This is a genomic window from Oleisolibacter albus, from assembly GCF_003336875.1.
GTDB classification, from domain to species: Bacteria; Pseudomonadota; Alphaproteobacteria; order Azospirillales; family Azospirillaceae; genus Niveispirillum; species Niveispirillum album.
This window is the reverse complement of record NZ_QGNJ01000020.1, coordinates 12,468-27,930: the sequence shown is the minus strand read 5'-3', so window position 1 is coordinate 27,930 and position 15,463 is coordinate 12,468. Positions and strand designations below refer to the sequence as shown.

Genomic DNA, 15,463 nt, shown 5'->3' with positions numbered 1-15,463 from the left:
TGTGTGTATCTGAGAGTTTATGACAGATCATTGGTCTTATTGCAGTCCAATCCCAATTCCTGTCTAGTTGATATCACGCGGCCGATGATGATCGGGACAGAAAAGCGGGGATGGTGGTATGCGGGTTCTGGTTCTGGGTGGGGATGGATTCTGCGGCTGGCCGACAAGCCTGCACCTGTCCGCCCGGGGCCATGATGTGATCATCATCGATAATTTCGCCCGCCGGGCCGCCGATCTGGAGCTGGGGGCGGAAAGCCTGACCCCGATCCGGTCCCTGCCCGAGCGGGTGGAGGCCTGGCGCCAATGCGCCGGCCGCCGGATCCCCACGCTGGAACTGGATGTGGCCCGGGATTACGACGGGCTGGAGGCCGCCTTCCGCCGACTGGCCCCGGACGCCATCATCCATTTCGCCGAGCAGCGGGCGGCGCCCTATTCCATGAAGTCGCCGCGGCACAAGCGCTACACCGTGGACAACAATGTCAATGCCAGCCATGCCGTGCTCTGCGCCATGGTGGAGGCCTGTCCGGACGCGCATCTGGTGCATCTCGGCACCATGGGGGTCTATGGCTACGGCAAGGCCCGCGGCCTGCGCATCCCCGAGGGTTATGTCGAGGCCACGCTGCACAGCGGACAGGCGGCGGCACGGGTGGAGATGCTGTACCCGGCCGATCCCGGCAGCATCTATCACATGACCAAGTGCCTGGATCAGCTGCTGTTCGCCTATTACGCCAAGAATGACGGGCTGCGCATCACCGACCTGCATCAGGGCATCGTCTGGGGCACCAGCACGCCGGAAACCGACCTGGACGAGCGGCTGATCAACAGGTTCGACTATGATGGCGATTACGGCACCGTGCTGAACCGGTTCCTGATGCAGGCCGCCATCGGCCATCCGCTGACGGTGCATGGCGTCGGCGGGCAGACCCGCGCCTTCATCCATATCCGCGACACCGTCCGCTGCATCGAGCTGGCGGCGCTGACCCCACCCGGACGGGGTCAGCGCGTGCGCATCCTGAACCAGATGACCGAGTGCCACCGGGTGCGGGATCTGGCGGCCCTGGTCTCGACCATGACCGGCGTGCCGGTGCAGGCGCGGGACAATCCGCGCCGCGAAGCGGCGGAGAATGACCTGGATGTGGAGAATGCCGGGCTGCTGGGCCTGGGGCTGGCCCCGACGCGGCTGAGCGACGGGCTGATGCACGAGGTCATGGCCGTGGCCCGGCGCTACGCCCATCGCTGCAATCTGGAGCGCATCCTCTGCACCAGCCGCTGGACCCGCACGCCCCGGGAGCACCCGGCGCCGGGTGGCCGCCGCGCGGCCGCGGCGGAATAGGAGCGGCCCGACCGGCGTCCATGTATGATCCGCCGGCCCGCTGATCCTGGGCGGGCCGTCACCGTTCCGTGCTGCATGCCGACCCCGCCCGCCTTCCTCGACCGCCTTATCCTCCGCGCCCGCAAGGAGATGTGGCTGCATCTGGCCCTGCTGCTGCTGGCGGCCAGCGGGCTGGCCCTGTCGCTGCTGGCCGACGCGGTCCTCGACGGGGCGACACAGCATCTGGACCGGGCGCTGATGCTGGCGCTGCGCGACCCCGCCGATCCAGCACTGCCCATCGGTCCGCATTGGCTGGCGCTGGCGGCACGGGACATCACCGCCCTGGGCGGCTATCCCGTCCTGACCGTGCTGACGCTGGCCGCTCTGGGCTTCCTGCTGATGCTGGGTAAGCGGCGGACCTCGCTGCTGCTGCTGGTCTCGGTCGGTGGCGGCGCCCTGCTCAGCACGCTGCTGAAGCACGGCTATGCCCGGCCGCGGCCGGATCTGGTGCCCCATGCGGTGGAGACCTTCACCGCCAGCTTTCCCAGCGGCCACGCCATGCTGTCGGCCGCCACCTATCTGACGCTGGGGGCGCTGCTGGCCCGGGTGCAGCCGCGGCGGCGGGTGAAGCGCTATCTCCTCGGCGTGGCGGTGTTGTTGACATTGCTGATCGGCAGCAGCCGCGTGTTCCTGGGCGTGCATTGGCCGACCGATGTGCTGGCCGGCTGGGGCGCGGGGGCGGCCTGGGCCATGATCTGCTGGATGCTGGCGCTGTGGCTGCAACGGCGCGGAGAGATCGAGCCGACGACGACGGATACCCCCGATGCCGAACCGGGCTGAGCCGCGGCGGCGATGCCGGGGACCCTTGGCTGGTCATTGGAATCATCCGATGGCCGATCCTCCGGCTGTGCCGGCCCCAGCCCCGCGGCGGTAATTCCGGCGCGACGGCCGGTCCCGTCTGCATCCCGATGCGCCGCCGGCTCGCCGAACGCCCTGCTGCCCGATCCTGGCCGGCTTTCTAGAAGCTGTCAGGAGTGTTGCCAGGGAAGGATCATGCATGACGCTGTTCGCGCGAACAGCCCCGACGGAACGGGTGGTGGCCGCCACGGAACCCGATGTTCCGGGGCAAACGGCTGCCGCCGCGCGGCCGCATCTGCTCTTCCTCGTCACCGAGGACTGGTATTTCTGTTCGCACCGTCTGCCGGTGGCACGGGCCGCTCGGGATGCCGGGTTCGCCGTGTCGGTGGCGACACGGGTCGGGGTGCATGGCGCCTGGATCGAGGCGGAGGGATTCCGGCTCATTCCCCTGGACTGGTCGCGGGCCAGCCGCAGCCCCTGGCGGCTGGCGGCCGAACTGTGGCGGATCGCGCGCCTGTACCGGCGCGAGCGCCCGGATCTGGTGCATCATGTCGCCATCAAGCCGGCGGTCCTCGGCGCCCTGGCGGCCATGCTGGCCGGCCGGCCGGCGGTGCTGACCACCTTGGCCGGGCGTGGAGCGGCCCTGTCGGGCACCGGGCTGCCGGCCCGGCTGGCCGGTGCGGGTCTGCGTGGCCTGCTGCGCTGGCTGGCCGCGCGGCGGCGGGCCATGGTGGCGGTGCAGAATGCCAAGGATGGTGACTGGCTGGCCGCCGGCCCCGGTGTTCCGCGGATCTGCCTGATTCCCGGATCGGGCGTCGATCTTCAGCATTACCGGCCCCTGGCCGAGCCGTCCGGCCCGGTCACCGTGGCCCAGGTGTCGCGCATGCTGACCCTGAAAGGGGTGGAGGATCTGGTCGAGGCCGTGCGCCGCCTGCGGGCGGACGGACTGGACCTGCATCTGCTGCTGGCCGGACCGCCGGACCCGACCAATCCCGCCGGCATCGCGCCCACGCGGCTGCGCGCCTGGTCGGCCGAACCGGGCATCGGCTGGCTGGGGCCGGTGGAGGATGTGCGGACGGTCTGGGCCCGCGCCCATATCGCCGTGCTGGCCAGCCGGGGCGGCGAGGGCGTGCCGAAATCACTGCTGGAGGCGGCGGCCTGCGGCCGGGCCATCGTCGCCACCGATGTGGCGGGTATCCGCGATGTGGCCCGCTCCGGCGTCAATGCGCTGCTGGCGCCGCCCGGTGATCCGGCGGCCCTGGCGGCGGCTCTGCGGTCGGTGGCGACCGATGCGGCCCTGCGCCGGAGCCTGGCCCAGGAAAGCCGCGCCGTGGTCTGCGCCGCCTTCGGCGAGGCGGAGGTGGCGGCGCGGACGCTGGAACTCTACCACCAGCTGCTCGACACCACCGGCTCGACAGCAGGTGCAGATCGGGCGGTCCGCCGACGGCCCCCGCGGCGGACGGAGGCTCAGCGCAGCGGGGGGATCTGAGTGTCGGGCACATCCTCCGGCCCGCCATCCTCGGCCGCGCCGGTGCCGAGAATGCTGCCGACCCCAAGGATCAGATCCTCATAGGACATGATATCGCGGGCGATCTGCAGGGCGGGGTAGAAATCGTCGGCGCCGACAAGGCGCTCCAACTCGTCCAGCTTCTGGCGGATCGGTGCGCTGGTGGTGGCTTCGCGGAAATCTCCCACGCACTGACGCAGGAAAGTCAGCATGCCGGGCCGTTCCTCGGCCGTGGCGAGATAGGTGTTCTGCACGGCGAAATAGATGCGCTTGGCCGGGCTGGTGGCTTGGTCCGGGCGCATGATCTGCCGGTCGAGCATGAACTTGGCATGGTTCATCAGCAGCAGCGTCGTCGGTTCCACCGCTTTCAACAGGGCGCCGTTGATCACCAGATGTTCGTCCGCCTTAAGCCGGATCTTCAAAGGCATGGGCTGGGTCCTGCGCTGCGGTGGCCATCGTGCGGGTCTGCCATCGCCCGGTCGGCGACGGAAGACGAGGGGCAAGCCTGAACTTTACGCCGGGCCAGGGGGGCTTTGCACGCGCGAACTGTGTGGCCGGCCCGATGCGGCGCAACGGCTTCCGGTCGTGTGCTGTTGCAGCGGGAGCACGGCACACGGAGAGGACCATGACAGCGGAAAACCGACCGGGGGACCGGCCCACCCGTTCAACACCCGGGGACGTCGCCCCCGGCAGCGATGCGCCGGCGGGGACGCCCGGCACGGGCGAAGACATCTGCCCGGTCTGCAAGGGATCGGGCCGCACGACATCGGGCAGCACGACCTCGGGCCGCTGCCCCACCTGCGATGGCAGCGGCCGCATCATCGAGGGGATCGGCGGAGGCTGACGGCGCAGACATGCGCATCCGCCGCGACCCCGGTGGACCGCGGCGGATGGCGAACGCTCACCGGCCCATCGATCGTCGTGCCGACGGCCGATGGGCTGGCCGGGATATCAGAGGGCGCGCGCCTTGAAGTCCTTCAGCGCGGCGTTGTACTGGCCGGCGACCTTCTCGATCATGGAGGAGGCCTCGTTGTACTTGTCGGCGCCGCGGCCGCCCTTCTTCACGTCGATCTCCAGGCAGGAGAGATATTCCTGGCCGGCGGCAACGAAGCTCTTCACCTCGGCCTGGGCCTTGGCCATGGCGTCCTTATCGACAGTCTTGCCGTCGGGAATGGTCGGCGGCGTGACGGACAGCTGGCAGTCGGCGGCATGGGCCGCCGTGGTGAAGGTCAGGGCGGAAACGGCCAGCAGGCCGGCCAGGCAGAAGCTACGCATGATGTCTTGTCTCCCCTCATCCGTGCGCCGCATCCGGCCCCGACAGACGTCCGGAAATCGGGGACTCCGGTAAGGGAGCCGCTGCCACATCTCCGGGTCCGGCCTTGCTGGTCACGGGCACGATCCGGGGCGCCTTGTCTCATGGGTTATTGCCCGAAAGAAAGTATAAAGTGACGCAGGGGATGATGCATTTTGGCATGACCCCTGTGCGGCAATTGCTGATCTGCGGCAATATGAAATTTTATTTAAAATGCAATCTACATCCCTTGCTGCGTGGGTCTTTTCAATCCGGTCCCTCTTCGCGCCTCCTTCCGTAAATTCCTTCCGCTCTCCTCCGGTTTTGGGACTATTCTTGTCGCCGCACGGCGGAAGCCGGGTATGCGGTGGGAGGCATGGTGATGCGGGGCGTTGGTGCCGGAATGTGGGGCTTTGTGCTGCTTGCGGCCGGTTGTACGGCGGATCTGCCGCAGGTGACCCCGCACCAGCGCGCCTTTGCCGCCCTGTCAGCCACGGACTGGGTCATGGCCGAACAGCTGTACGGCGATATCCTGCGCACGGCGCCGGACGATCCGTTCGCGCTCTATAATCTCGGCGTCGTCTATCTCAGGACGCAGCGGTCACAGCTGGCTCGACCGCTGTTCCAGCGGGTCATCGATCTCAATCCCCCCGACATTGTCGTGCAGACCACCAATGGTTCCGGCAAGGGCTCGACCCTGGTGGATCTCGCCCGTCTCAATCTCAGGACGATCGACGCTCCTTGAGCGGGCGGATCTTTGCTGCGGCCTTCGCCCGGACCGGCCCCCGTCACTCGGCGGCGATGGCCAGCCCGGAGTCGATATCGTCATGGCCGGCGCAGGCGGGGGCATGGTCGGCGATCATGGAGCGGACCATCGGAAAGCAGCGGCCGCATTGCGGCTTCTTGCCGGCCGCCTTGAACACACCGCCGACACTGGCAGCACCCTCGTCGACTTTCTTGCGGACGGTACGGCACGTAATGGCATTGCAGACACAGACGTACATGCAGGCTTCCATCCGGCGGCAGGACGATGCTGCATCTTCATACTGCAAGTCACTCGCATCTGCAAAGGCAGGAATGTCGCGGGACGAGACATTTTCGGGGCAGCGGGACCGCCCATGAAAAACCCCCGCCGGATTACGCCGGCGGGGGCTGCCGCTGCGAACGATCTCGCGGAGCGGCTTAGAAGGTGAACTGGGCGCGCAGGGTCAGCGCGTCCGCATCGACGTCGCTGGCGGTCGAGCCGGCCGGACGATCGATCTTGATGAAGTTGTAGTTCAGCATGAAGCGGAAGGCGTTGTTCAGGTACCAGTTGACGCCCACGGTGACGATGTCCTGCTCGCCCTCGGTCGTCGCGACAAACTTGCTGCTGGTCAGGTCAGCCGTGGAGTAGCGGGCAACCAGTTCCCAGGCGCCGGTGCCGCCGCCATTGGCGACCTTGAACGGCGAGTTGATCTTCGGCGCGCCGAAATTGCCGCCGGCCACGCTGTAGGGGCGGCGCTCGCCGGTCAGGAACCAGCCGCCGGCCACGTACCAGCTGTTGAAGCTGACATCGCTGAGGTTGTTGCGGCGGCCGAACTCATACTCGTAATATTCGGCCATGGCCCAGAACGACTTGAAGGTCGCGCCGAACTCACCACCATAGACCGTGAAGTCCTCGGTGTTGATGTCGCCGGTGCCGAAGGCCCACTGGCCGTTGGCGGTGCCGAGGGAAATGCCGCCGATGCGGGTTTCCGGCCGGTCGGACAGGCTGTAGTTGCGGGCGGAGTTGCCTGCGGTCTGGCCCGGGGTGATCAGATAGCCGGCGGAGGTGCCGACATGCACATCATAGTCGGCGCCGGTGGCGGCCAGGACCGAGGCGCGGCCGATGATGGCAGTCTGGTCGTCACGCGGGCCGCTGTTGCTGATCTGGTCGCCGGTGACATAGGCGGAGATGCGGTAGCGGTCGCCCCAATGGCGGAAGCCGGCCGACAGACGGCTCTCGTTGGCCACGTTCATGACGGCCAGGTTGGTGGTCTGGCTGCGCTCGATGAAGGGGATCTCGTTGGAGCCGATGCTGTCCATCAGGGTCAGCGACGGCTGCATGGCGCCGAAATCGATGCTCCAGTTCTTGAAGCCGGCATAGCTGAAGCTGGCCTGCTGCAGGCGGGCGTTGGAAGCGCGGTTGGCGCCGCTGGTGGCGAAGTCGGTGTTGACGTCGAAGACCCAGTCGTTGAACACCTTGCCGCCGATGCCCAGGAAGGCGCGGCGGAAGTTGAAGCCGTCCGGCAGGTCGGTCGTGCCCTTGTCGCCGAACCAGTAGCCATAATCCAGGTGGATGCGGCCGCGCAGGGACACGTCGAAGGCCTTGTCGGGCGAGACGAAGCGCGGACGGCCATTGTCGACGGTGACGGTGGCCTGGCTGGACACCTTCTTGTCAACGGCCTGGATGTCCTTGCCGACCGTCTCCTTCAGCGTGTCGAGCTGGCTCTGCAGGGCCTGGATCTGACGGTTCAGGGCATCGATCTGTGCCGCGGTGGCGGCCGGGGCGCTCTGGGCGGCGGCAAGGCCGGGGACCAGGATGGCCGCACCCAGGATGGTGCCGGCCAGCAGCGTGTTCTTCGCCATAGTGGAATACCTCCTCGGGCCGTTTTGGTGCCTGTTGCCGATGATGATGGCCGCCCTTGTGCCCACGGGGCGGCCATCCGGCTCTCTTCATCTCTGCCTTGGCAGGCCATTGACCTGCTGCCGGACCTTCCCGCTTCTCCTGGGGCGATGCACCGGTCCGGCAGAGCGTGCTCTCGCATCCGTTCTGCCAGCCTTTGCCGGGCAACCCGACCTCTCGGCCGCGTTATCCGGAGCCGGTGCAGCGTCCCGGCGGGCTTTAAGCCTGGGGATAATGACAGTTTTGTTGCACCATCCAAGCATCGGAAATGCCCCGGCGTGTCTTTGCACTCTTCATGTTGCTTCAGCGCAACAGAGGGTGTGGCAATACTTGCCGCGCCGGGCGCCGCTGAGATTTGGCGACAGAAATGCTTTGCATGTAAGTCGTTTTCGTCCTGTCCCGCCGCGGGAGGGGAAATGCCGTTGCTTTTAGATTTTTGCGGAAATTGCACAATAATTCAGATAATTTATCGACCATAAGTTTCTGGCAGGGGAGTGCTGCCGGAGCGCGACCGGTGGGGGCCTGTGCTTTCATCGCCGGCAGACGGGGGAAACGTGCCGAGATCTTCTGGATTGTCATCGGTCGCCGCGCTGCTGCCATGGTCGACACCCGCGGGTATGGTGTCCCTGGCCCGGTTTCCGGGTGGGGCGAGGGGGCGGGGCAGGTCGGGGGACCCATGCGTCTGTTGCTGATGGCCATTGCCCTGCTCTGCCTGCCCCCGGTCGGCGTGGTTGCCGCCCCTGTGGACATGACCGTGATGTTTCCGGACATGGAGCCGTTCCTGATGGCCGGGGAGCAGCCGGGGACCGCGACAGGCCCCGTGGCCGACCGCATCGGCCAGCTGGCGCGGGATGCGGAGATTCACATCACCTGGACCGGCCCGAAGCCGCGCAGCCGGATTCTCGCGGAAATGGCGGCCGGCCATCCCGTCTGCTATCCCAACATCCGGCTGACGCCGGACCGGCAGGCGCAATACAAGTTCACCGACCCGCTGTTCCTGCCGCCGCGCTGGATGGTGCTGGCCCGCCGGCAACTGGAAATCGGTCGCTATGCCAGTCTTGAAGCCCTGCTGGCCGATCCGTCCCCGATCATGGGGCGCTTGCTGGGAGCCAGCATGGGAGCGGAACTGGACGCCATGCTGATGGCGGCATCGGCCGCATCGCTGCCGGTGCGGGGCTCCCCCTCGGACCTGCTGACGCTGCTGGCGGCGGGCCGCATCGATTACATGATCGTTGATGCCGACGCGCTGGACATCGTCGCCCGCCGTGCCGGGATCGAGGTGGCGTCCTTTGATCTGGTGTCGTTCCCGGACCTGCCCTCGCCCGAGCCGGGGCGGATCATGTGTGCCCGGTCCGTTCCGGATGAGATCATCCTGCGCCTGAACCGTGCCCTCGCCGACCGGCCGCCGCCCAGGTCAGAGTGATCTGCCGGAAAGAAATGCCAGGTTAACGGGAAATTCCGGCCGGCCGGCCTGTCAAATCTGCCGACGGGCCACGGCACCTCCGGGGCGGAGGTTGCGCTGATTCATTGAAAAACAAGACATTAAGGCTCGTGCCGCGTGTGGCATGGGACTTGCCTTCCATCCCGGCTGCGGACGACCGGTCCGCAACGACCATGCCCGGATCGTGCCGGGCATGCTGACAGGAGGCTTGGGACCATGACCCATCTGAAGAAGATCACGCTTGCGGCCCTGTTCATCGCCGCCATCGGCGCCGTCGGTGTCCAGATCACCGGCATCGGCAGCGAGCCGGAGACGGTTGCCGGCGGCTGCCGCAGTTGCTGGCCGGACTGAGCGGTGAAGCCGGCGGGGCGGACCCGGACGGGACCGCCCCCGACGGCCCCGTCAGGTCTGGTCGCCGATCTGTTCCTGCAGGTAATTCTGGATGCCGACCTTGCCGATGAGATCCAGCTGCGTCTCGATCCAGTCGATATGCTCCTCGGTATCTTCCAGAATGCGGCGGAAGATCTCCTTGGTCTGGTAATCGCGCACCTGCTCGCAATGCTGCATGGCTTCCAGCAGCAGGTCGCGCCCGCGCTGCTCCACCGTCAGGTCACCACGGAACATCTCCGGCACGTCCTCGCCGATCAGCAGCTTATGCAGATCCTGGAGATTCGGCAGCCCTTCCAGGAACAGGATGCGCTCGATCAGCCAGTCGGAATGGCGCATCTCCCCGATCGATTCCTCGTAGACCTTCTTGCCCAGGCGGTTGAGCCCCCAGTTCTTCAGCATGCGGGCATGCAGGAAATACTGGTTCACCGCGGTCAGTTCATTGGTCAGCACGGTGTTGAGGAAGCGGAGGACGGTGGGATCACCCTGCATAAGTCGGATTCCTGTTTTTGGATCATACGGTCGTCACAGGTGCGCGACCGGCGTGCCGGGACCGATTCGGCCATGTCGCGCAGAGCCGATCATGGCATGTTTCACCGCGACTGTCGCCTCCAACCATTCGGCGGCCGCTTCATCGGCCGCCGGGCGCCGTGGCCATGCGACCATCGCCACCGACCCCCCGTCTTGTCACGCCCGGCTCATCGGCCCTGGGCTACAAGCAGCGGGAGGACGGCGCGGCGCCGGGTCCGACCGGGGCGGGACTGCCGGTGGCGTGGAGGAATCATGTATATCGTAACCTTGCTGGTGGCGCTGATGATCGGCCTGCCCGTCGCCGCCGGGCTGTTCTGGCTGGCCTGGAGCGCCCTGACCGACTGACACCATCCGTGGCGAGCAGTCCCAGATCACGCGGCATTTCCTTGCGGCAGGATTATCGCTAAAATACTGTGAAAAAGGACTAGTACCTTTGAGGGGGGATGCCATGCCGCGTGATATCGGAGCCCTGTCGCCGGGGGATTGGATCGAAGAGAAGCACCCGCCCCGGCGGCGGTTGCAGGTCATGGCCATTCACAGCAGGGTGGGCCATCCCACCCCCAATGTGGAACTGGCCGTGGATGGCAATCCCGTGGACCGGCTGAGCCTGTCGCTGTACGCCGTCAATGATCAGGCCCGGTTCCGCAAGATGCCGTCGTGACCGCGCGTCCGGAAGCGACGATCCCAGGCGTCGTGACGCCGGGGCCGTGACATCCTGGTGACCGGCGCCGCCGGGATCGGGTTTGCGGCCAGGTCGGAGCCCGGCCCGCCGCGCATGCGCAGGATGGGTGGCGCCGGGTCCGGTCGGCGCGCGGCAGGGCCGGGTTGATGCAGGTCATGGCCGCTTCCGTCAGGCTCGACGATGGTGTCCCCGCCAACCAATGTGGGGACCGATCATGGCCTACCGGGATATCCTCGTCCACCTGAAGCCCGGCCATCCCGGCGACGCCCATCTGCACGCGGCCGTCAGCCTGGCGGCCTTGCATGGGGCCCGGCTCACCGCCTTGATGACCTTCCGGGATCTGGCTGTTCTCAAGCTGCTGTACAGCGAGTCCTCGCCGATCGTGCAGGAGCGGGCGGCCGAGGTGGAGCGGCAGGTCGCGGATGTGCGCCGCCAAGTCGAAGACCTCGCCCGGCAGCAGGATGTGCGCCTCCGCTTCGAGATGGCCGAGGGGGACCCGGCCGAGCTGGTGGAGGTGGCTGGCCGCTTCCATGACCTCATCGTTGTCGAGCAGTCGCCGCCGGAGCGGGAGGAGACCGGGCCGGATGTCTGCGAGCATGCGGCCATGGTGTCGGGCCGCCCGGTGCTGGTGGTGCCGCCGCAGGGGAATTTCAGCCGGATCGGCCGCCATGTCCTGGTCGGCTGGAACGCCTCGCGGGAGGCGGCACTGGCGCTTCAGCATGCCCGCCCGTTCCTGGACGGAGCCGAGCGCATCACCGTGCTGTCCGGCCCGGCCCGTGAACAGCGTCCCACCATCACCCGCCTGCCGCCGGTCGATATCCAGGACCATCTCCGGCATTTCTGCCCGGAGGTGGCGCTCATCCCCTCGGCGGCCGTGGATGCGCAGGCCGGCGCCGGTATCCTCGCCGCGGCTGCCCACGCCGGCGCCGATCTCGTGGTCATGGGGGCCTATGGCCGTTCGCGGCTGCGGGAATGGCTGATGGGGGGCGCCACGCACCATGTGCTGCGCCATGCCCGGTTGCCGGTCCTGGTGGCCCACTGAGCGGCGGGTCAGCCCCGCCGGCCCGCCGCCAACAGACGCACGCCGACACGCCAGAGATACAGGCCGGCGATGGCGATGATCACGGCCTTGGAAATGGGGTCCACATAGGCCTCGACCCGGCTGTACTGGGATTCCAGCGCATAGCCGGCGCCTGTCAGCACCGCGGTCCAGGCCAGCGACCCCAGCGTGGTCAGGAGCAGAAACGGCAACAGCGGCATATGGGTGAGACCGGCCGGCACCGAGATCAGGGTGCGGATGGCCGGCACCAGCCGGCCGGCCAGAACGGCGGTGCCGCCATAGCGCCGGAACCAGTCATAGGCCCGGTCGACATCGGGCGGGTCGATGGTCAGGAGGAAGCCGTAGCGCCCGGCCAGCCCGGCCAGCCGCGCGCGGCCCAGCAGACGGCCGGCATAATACCAGGGCAGGGCGCCGAGGACGGAGCCGGCGGTACCCGTCAGCACCACCAGGAGCGGGTCCATCTTGCCCTGGGCGGCCAGGAAGCCGGCCAGGGGCATGATCAGTTCCGACGGGATCGGCGGAAACAGGTTTTCCAGAAACATCAGCGCCAGCAGGCCCAGATAGCCGGCCTGTTCCACCACCGACAGCACCCAATCGAACATGCGGTCCCGATCCCTCCTGCGTGGTCCGGTCGCGCGCCGCGGCGGGCGTCCGGATCGGCAGGAGATGGGGTGGTCCCGGCCCGGCGCAAGGGGGCGGGACGGAGGTAACACCGTCGTTGCGATGCTGAAACGTCCTTGTCAAGAACCATCAGCCATCCAGAGCTGCGGAGCCGCCCCGCCTGTGACATTCCGCATCGCGTATCCCAGCAGCCGCAATCTGGTCTATAGTGGTGGCCCGAAGTATTGGATGCGAGCCTGCGGCGCCAAGCAAGCGCGCCCGGGCCGATGTTCCTGAGGAGTACGATCCATGGCCCTGTCGAGGCGCACCGTTGAGGCTCCCAAGCCGGGGGACTGGCTGGAGGAAGTCAAGCTTCCGAAGCGCCGGCTTCTTGTCCATGCCGTTCACCAGCGGCCGTCCCACCCCGCGCATGTGGAATTCCTGGTCGAAGGCCGTGCCAGCGACCGTCTCTCCCTGGCGCTGGAGGTGGTCATGGACCCGGAGCGGTTCCGCAAGATCGCCAGCAGCCAGGACGCGGCCTGACCGCGCCTGCCCGGCCTGAGACAGCAAGGACCACGCAAAACGCCCGTCGGAGATCCGGCGGGCGTTTTCAATTCGTCGTGCGATCAGCGTCGTCGTGCGATCAGCGCCGGGCCGCGAACCAGGCCGCCGCGGCCTGGATGGCGGCCTCGGGCGTGGGGTGGACCGGGCCGATGGCCGGATCGACCAGCATGAGGTTGACCGGCAGGTCGAACTCTTCCACGGCCATGCCCTCGGCATCGCGCCAGTCCCTGCCGTCATGGGCCAGCGGCAGACGGCTCTGCGTCCGCTGCAGCAGCGGGCGCAGGTCGCTGGCATAGGCGAAGACCGGATGCCCCAGGGCGGTGGCGAATCCCATCTCGTAGGCCGTGCCATCGTCGGATGACGGGCCGCGGAAGGGGGAGACGTTGGCGATGACCCCGTCGGTGCCGCGGATCAGGTCCAGATTGGCCTGACGGATACGGGCGGCGAAGGCCAGCCGGCTTTCCTCGGGACCGGGAACCAGGGCGGCATCCTGCGGGAAGACCCCTTCCAGCCCATGGCGGGTGCAGAGCGCCTTCAACGCCGCGGCGGCCGCGGCCGGATCGGGGAGAAAGACCTCCGGGCCGGCCAGATAGAGACGGGGACGGGTCGTCATTTACTTGCTTCCCTTGGGGCTGAGATCGACGGCGAAGCGGACGAAGCCGTTCTCGCCGGGGCCGAGTTCGCGCAGGCGGGGCTGCTCCTTGACCAGATCCCGCGCCGCCGGTGCCGTGTCATAGACGATGGTCACGGGCGCCGCCACCGGTTCCAGGCTCCAGGTCCCGTCGGTCTTCGGTTCGATCACGCCCTTGCTGCGGATATAGTCGATGATGATCTGCTGCACCGTGTCCGGCGACTGGTAGACGACGTTGCTGCCGTCCAGGCCGGGAAAGTCGCCGCCGCCATTGGCCCGGTAATTGTTGGTGGCGACCAGGAACATCTGGTCGTCGCGCACCGGCTGGCCCTGATAGCGCAGATCGACGATGCGGTGGGCGTCGGCATTGACCAGCTTGCCGGCGCGGTCGAACCGCTCCGGCCGGGTCAGGTCGATGCGGTAGGTGACGCCGTCGATGATGTCGAAGTTGAAGCTGGGCACCTGGGGGTTGGCCAGCGGCTGCGGCGCCGTCGATTTCGGGTCGATCACCGCCAGGGCGCGGCTCGACATCTCCAGCCAGTCGCGGACCTGGGCGCCGCTGATGCGGACCACGGCCAGCTGGTTGGGATAGACATAGAGGTCGGCCACATTCTTGATGGCGATCTGACCGGCCGGGATGTCGGTGTAATAATCCGGGCCGGGCCGGCCGCCGGCCTTGAAGGGCGCAGCGGCGGACAGGATGGGCAGGCCGGCATTTTCCGTGCCCTGCACGGCGCGGGCCGTATAGTCGCGCTGGGCCTTGGCCACCAGGTCCACGGCGGCGCTGTCGCCGAGATAGGCGAAATAGCTGTGGAAGCGGCCGGAGGTGCGGCCCACCGCCTGGCGCACGAAGCGCAGCGTGCCCTCATGGTCACCGGTCAGCAGGGCCGTCAGGTCGCCATCGGGTTCGGTCAGGGACACCGGCTTGCCGTTCTTGCGGGTCTGGATGGCCTCGGTGCGGCCGCGCCCGTCGACCACATGCCAGCCCTGGGGACCCTTCTCCAGCGTCAGCTCCAGGACGCCCAGATTGCTGCCGAAGCTGCCGGCCATGACCAGCGGCTTGCCGTTGATGGTCCCCTTGTCCATGTCGGCGCCGGGGAAGCCCTTATAGTCGGGACCGGGGAACACGCGGTGGGCGTGGCCGGTGACCACGGCGTCGATTCCGTCCAGCGCGGTCAGGTAGTTGCAGGCATTTTCCTCGCCGCCCTGGCGCGGGGCCGCCGTCAACCCGCCATGGCAGAGCGCCACCACCACATCGGCCCCCTTGGCCTTGATCTCCGGCAGCCAGCGCCTGGCGCTGTCGACGATGTCGCGCGTGGTGACCCGGCCGTCCAGCTTGTCCTTGTCCCAGGTCATGATCTGCGGCGTCAGCACGCCCAGCAGGCCGATGCGGAGGGTCTGCGCCGTGCCGGCGCTGTCCGTCATCGTCCGTTCCAGGATGGTGTAGGGCGCGAACAGCGTCTGGTCGTTGCCGGCGTCGGAATCGCCATCGACCTTGAACACATTGCCGGCCAGAACCGGGAACCTGGCGCCGGCATAGGCCTGGGCCTGGAAATCCAGGCCAAAATTGAATTCGTGATTGCCCAGCACCGCGGCGTCGTAGCCCAGCAGGTTCAGCGCGGCGATGGCCGGATGCGGGCGGTCCTTGCCCAGGCCGCGCTCCCGCGCCACCCAGTCGCCCATGGGCGTGCCCTGGATCAGGTCGCCATTGTCCACCAGCAGCGTGTTGGGCTGGGCCTGCCGCGCCGCCCGGATCAGCGGGGCCACGCGCACCAGGCCGACGGCCGCATCGGGCCGGTCGGCATAATAATCGTAATCCCGCAGATACATGTGCAGATCGGTGGTGGACAGCACCTGCAGCGTCAGCCGCTCCGCCGCCTGGGCGGGCAGGGCGCCGCCGCCGAACAGAGTCGCGGCCAGAAGGGCGTGGCGGATGGCGGGGCAACGAATCACGG

General features: G+C 67.7%; 17 protein-coding genes. 9 read left to right on the top strand and 8 right to left on the bottom strand.

Going from position 1 to position 15,463, the window contains the following annotated elements:
• Positions 1–118: 118 nt before the first annotated feature.
• The 3 genes from DK368_RS19525 to DK368_RS19515 all read left to right on the top strand — a co-directional run bounded on the left by DK368_RS19525 (position 119) and on the right by DK368_RS19515 (position 3,659).
• Complete coding sequence (locus DK368_RS19525; RefSeq protein ID WP_114395663.1) at positions 119–1,333, top strand: NAD-dependent epimerase/dehydratase family protein; 1,215 nt, start codon at positions 119–121, stop codon at positions 1,331–1,333.
• A 75-nt stretch (positions 1,334–1,408) separates the two neighbouring features.
• Positions 1,409–2,152, top strand: a complete 744-nt coding sequence (locus tag DK368_RS19520; protein WP_114395662.1) for a phosphatase PAP2 family protein — start codon at positions 1,409–1,411, stop codon at positions 2,150–2,152.
• Positions 2,153–2,369: 217 nt separating this feature from the next.
• A complete protein-coding gene (locus DK368_RS19515) occupies positions 2,370–3,659 on the top strand; it encodes a glycosyltransferase family 4 protein (RefSeq protein ID WP_114395661.1) in 1,290 nt (429 codons plus the stop codon).
• On the opposite strand, the gene DK368_RS19510 is transcribed toward DK368_RS19515, so the two are convergent.
• Positions 3,638–4,105 (bottom strand): flagellar biosynthesis repressor FlbT, encoded by a 468-nt coding sequence (locus DK368_RS19510; RefSeq protein ID WP_114395660.1) that lies wholly within the window; start codon positions 4,103–4,105, stop codon positions 3,638–3,640. The genes DK368_RS19515 and DK368_RS19510 overlap by 22 nt on opposite strands.
• Positions 4,106–4,628: 523 nt before the next feature.
• A complete protein-coding gene (locus tag DK368_RS19500) occupies positions 4,629–4,952 on the bottom strand; it encodes a hypothetical protein (protein ID WP_114395658.1) in 324 nt (107 codons plus the stop codon).
• Between the two features lie 470 nt (positions 4,953–5,422).
• On the opposite strand from DK368_RS19500, the gene DK368_RS19495 reads away from it, so the two are divergent.
• On the top strand, positions 5,423–5,713 hold the full coding sequence (locus DK368_RS19495; protein WP_162306111.1) for a tetratricopeptide repeat protein: 291 nt from the start codon (positions 5,423–5,425) through the stop codon (positions 5,711–5,713).
• A gap of 43 nt (positions 5,714–5,756) precedes the next feature.
• Here DK368_RS19495 and DK368_RS19490 read toward each other — a convergent pair whose 3' ends face one another.
• Complete coding sequence (locus DK368_RS19490) at positions 5,757–5,972, bottom strand: (2Fe-2S)-binding protein (RefSeq protein WP_114395656.1); 216 nt, start codon at positions 5,970–5,972, stop codon at positions 5,757–5,759.
• A gap of 178 nt (positions 5,973–6,150) precedes the next feature.
• Positions 6,151–7,575: an OprO/OprP family phosphate-selective porin gene (locus DK368_RS19485; RefSeq protein WP_114395655.1), complete on the bottom strand. Its 1,425-nt coding sequence runs from the start codon at positions 7,573–7,575 to the stop codon at positions 6,151–6,153.
• A gap of 713 nt (positions 7,576–8,288) precedes the next feature.
• On the opposite strand from DK368_RS19485, the gene DK368_RS19480 reads away from it, so the two are divergent.
• Both DK368_RS19480 and DK368_RS22340 read left to right on the top strand, forming a co-directional pair.
• A complete protein-coding gene (locus DK368_RS19480; RefSeq protein ID WP_162306110.1) occupies positions 8,289–9,035 on the top strand; it encodes a transporter substrate-binding domain-containing protein in 747 nt (248 codons plus the stop codon).
• Between the two features lie 234 nt (positions 9,036–9,269).
• Positions 9,270–9,404, top strand: a complete 135-nt coding sequence (locus tag DK368_RS22340; RefSeq protein WP_275668540.1) for a hypothetical protein — start codon at positions 9,270–9,272, stop codon at positions 9,402–9,404.
• Positions 9,405–9,455: 51 nt separating this feature from the next.
• On the opposite strand, the gene bfr is transcribed toward DK368_RS22340, so the two are convergent.
• Positions 9,456–9,932 carry a bacterioferritin gene (gene bfr / locus DK368_RS19475; protein ID WP_114395653.1) on the bottom strand — a complete coding sequence of 159 codons (477 nt, stop codon included), beginning with the start codon at positions 9,930–9,932 and terminating at the stop codon, positions 9,456–9,458.
• Positions 9,933–10,419: 487 nt separating this feature from the next.
• Between bfr and DK368_RS19470 the strand changes: the two genes are divergently transcribed.
• Positions 10,420–10,632, top strand: a complete 213-nt coding sequence (locus DK368_RS19470; protein ID WP_114395652.1) for a hypothetical protein — start codon at positions 10,420–10,422, stop codon at positions 10,630–10,632.
• Between the two features lie 235 nt (positions 10,633–10,867).
• Positions 10,868–11,695, top strand: a complete 828-nt coding sequence (locus DK368_RS19465) for a universal stress protein (RefSeq protein WP_162306109.1) — start codon at positions 10,868–10,870, stop codon at positions 11,693–11,695.
• Between the two features lie 8 nt (positions 11,696–11,703).
• On the opposite strand, the gene DK368_RS19460 is transcribed toward DK368_RS19465, so the two are convergent.
• Positions 11,704–12,315: a DedA family protein gene (locus DK368_RS19460; RefSeq protein WP_114395650.1), complete on the bottom strand. Its 612-nt coding sequence runs from the start codon at positions 12,313–12,315 to the stop codon at positions 11,704–11,706.
• A 307-nt stretch (positions 12,316–12,622) separates the two neighbouring features.
• On the opposite strand from DK368_RS19460, the gene DK368_RS19455 reads away from it, so the two are divergent.
• Complete coding sequence (locus tag DK368_RS19455) at positions 12,623–12,856, top strand: hypothetical protein (RefSeq protein WP_114395649.1); 234 nt, start codon at positions 12,623–12,625, stop codon at positions 12,854–12,856.
• A 100-nt stretch (positions 12,857–12,956) separates the two neighbouring features.
• Here DK368_RS19455 and DK368_RS19450 read toward each other — a convergent pair whose 3' ends face one another.
• The gene (locus DK368_RS19450; RefSeq protein ID WP_114395648.1) at positions 12,957–13,490 is read right to left on the bottom strand and encodes a nucleoside 2-deoxyribosyltransferase; all 534 of its coding nucleotides are present in this window, start codon (positions 13,488–13,490) and stop codon (positions 12,957–12,959) included.
• Complete coding sequence (locus DK368_RS19445; RefSeq protein WP_114395647.1) at positions 13,491–15,461, bottom strand: bifunctional 2',3'-cyclic-nucleotide 2'-phosphodiesterase/3'-nucleotidase; 1,971 nt, start codon at positions 15,459–15,461, stop codon at positions 13,491–13,493. It abuts the gene before it with no gap.
• Positions 15,462–15,463: the final 2 nt, after the last annotated feature.

What these genes read in the sequence shown, in the direction of transcription:
- DK368_RS19490 (WP_114395656.1), bottom strand. Translation starts at nt 5,972, where the DNA reads ATGTACGTCTGTGTCTGCAATGCCATTACGTGCCGTACCGTCCGCAAG.
- DK368_RS19465 (WP_162306109.1), top strand. Translation starts at nt 10,868, where the DNA reads ATGGCCTACCGGGATATCCTCGTCCACCTGAAGCCCGGCCATCCCGGC.
- bfr (WP_114395653.1), bottom strand. Translation starts at nt 9,932, where the DNA reads ATGCAGGGTGATCCCACCGTCCTCCGCTTCCTCAACACCGTGCTGACC.
- DK368_RS19455 (WP_114395649.1), top strand. Translation starts at nt 12,623, where the DNA reads ATGGCCCTGTCGAGGCGCACCGTTGAGGCTCCCAAGCCGGGGGACTGG.
- DK368_RS19520 (WP_114395662.1), top strand. Translation starts at nt 1,409, where the DNA reads ATGCCGACCCCGCCCGCCTTCCTCGACCGCCTTATCCTCCGCGCCCGC.
- DK368_RS19480 (WP_162306110.1), top strand. Translation starts at nt 8,289, where the DNA reads ATGCGTCTGTTGCTGATGGCCATTGCCCTGCTCTGCCTGCCCCCGGTC.
- DK368_RS19450 (WP_114395648.1), bottom strand. Translation starts at nt 13,490, where the DNA reads ATGACGACCCGTCCCCGTCTCTATCTGGCCGGCCCGGAGGTCTTTCTC.
- DK368_RS19485 (WP_114395655.1), bottom strand. Translation starts at nt 7,575, where the DNA reads ATGGCGAAGAACACGCTGCTGGCCGGCACCATCCTGGGTGCGGCCATC.
- DK368_RS22340 (WP_275668540.1), top strand. Translation starts at nt 9,270, where the DNA reads ATGACCCATCTGAAGAAGATCACGCTTGCGGCCCTGTTCATCGCCGCC.
- DK368_RS19515 (WP_114395661.1), top strand. Translation starts at nt 2,370, where the DNA reads ATGACGCTGTTCGCGCGAACAGCCCCGACGGAACGGGTGGTGGCCGCC.
- DK368_RS19470 (WP_114395652.1), top strand. Translation starts at nt 10,420, where the DNA reads ATGCCGCGTGATATCGGAGCCCTGTCGCCGGGGGATTGGATCGAAGAG.
- DK368_RS19460 (WP_114395650.1), bottom strand. Translation starts at nt 12,315, where the DNA reads ATGTTCGATTGGGTGCTGTCGGTGGTGGAACAGGCCGGCTATCTGGGC.
- DK368_RS19510 (WP_114395660.1), bottom strand. Translation starts at nt 4,105, where the DNA reads ATGCCTTTGAAGATCCGGCTTAAGGCGGACGAACATCTGGTGATCAAC.
- DK368_RS19525 (WP_114395663.1), top strand. Translation starts at nt 119, where the DNA reads ATGCGGGTTCTGGTTCTGGGTGGGGATGGATTCTGCGGCTGGCCGACA.
- DK368_RS19500 (WP_114395658.1), bottom strand. Translation starts at nt 4,952, where the DNA reads ATGCGTAGCTTCTGCCTGGCCGGCCTGCTGGCCGTTTCCGCCCTGACC.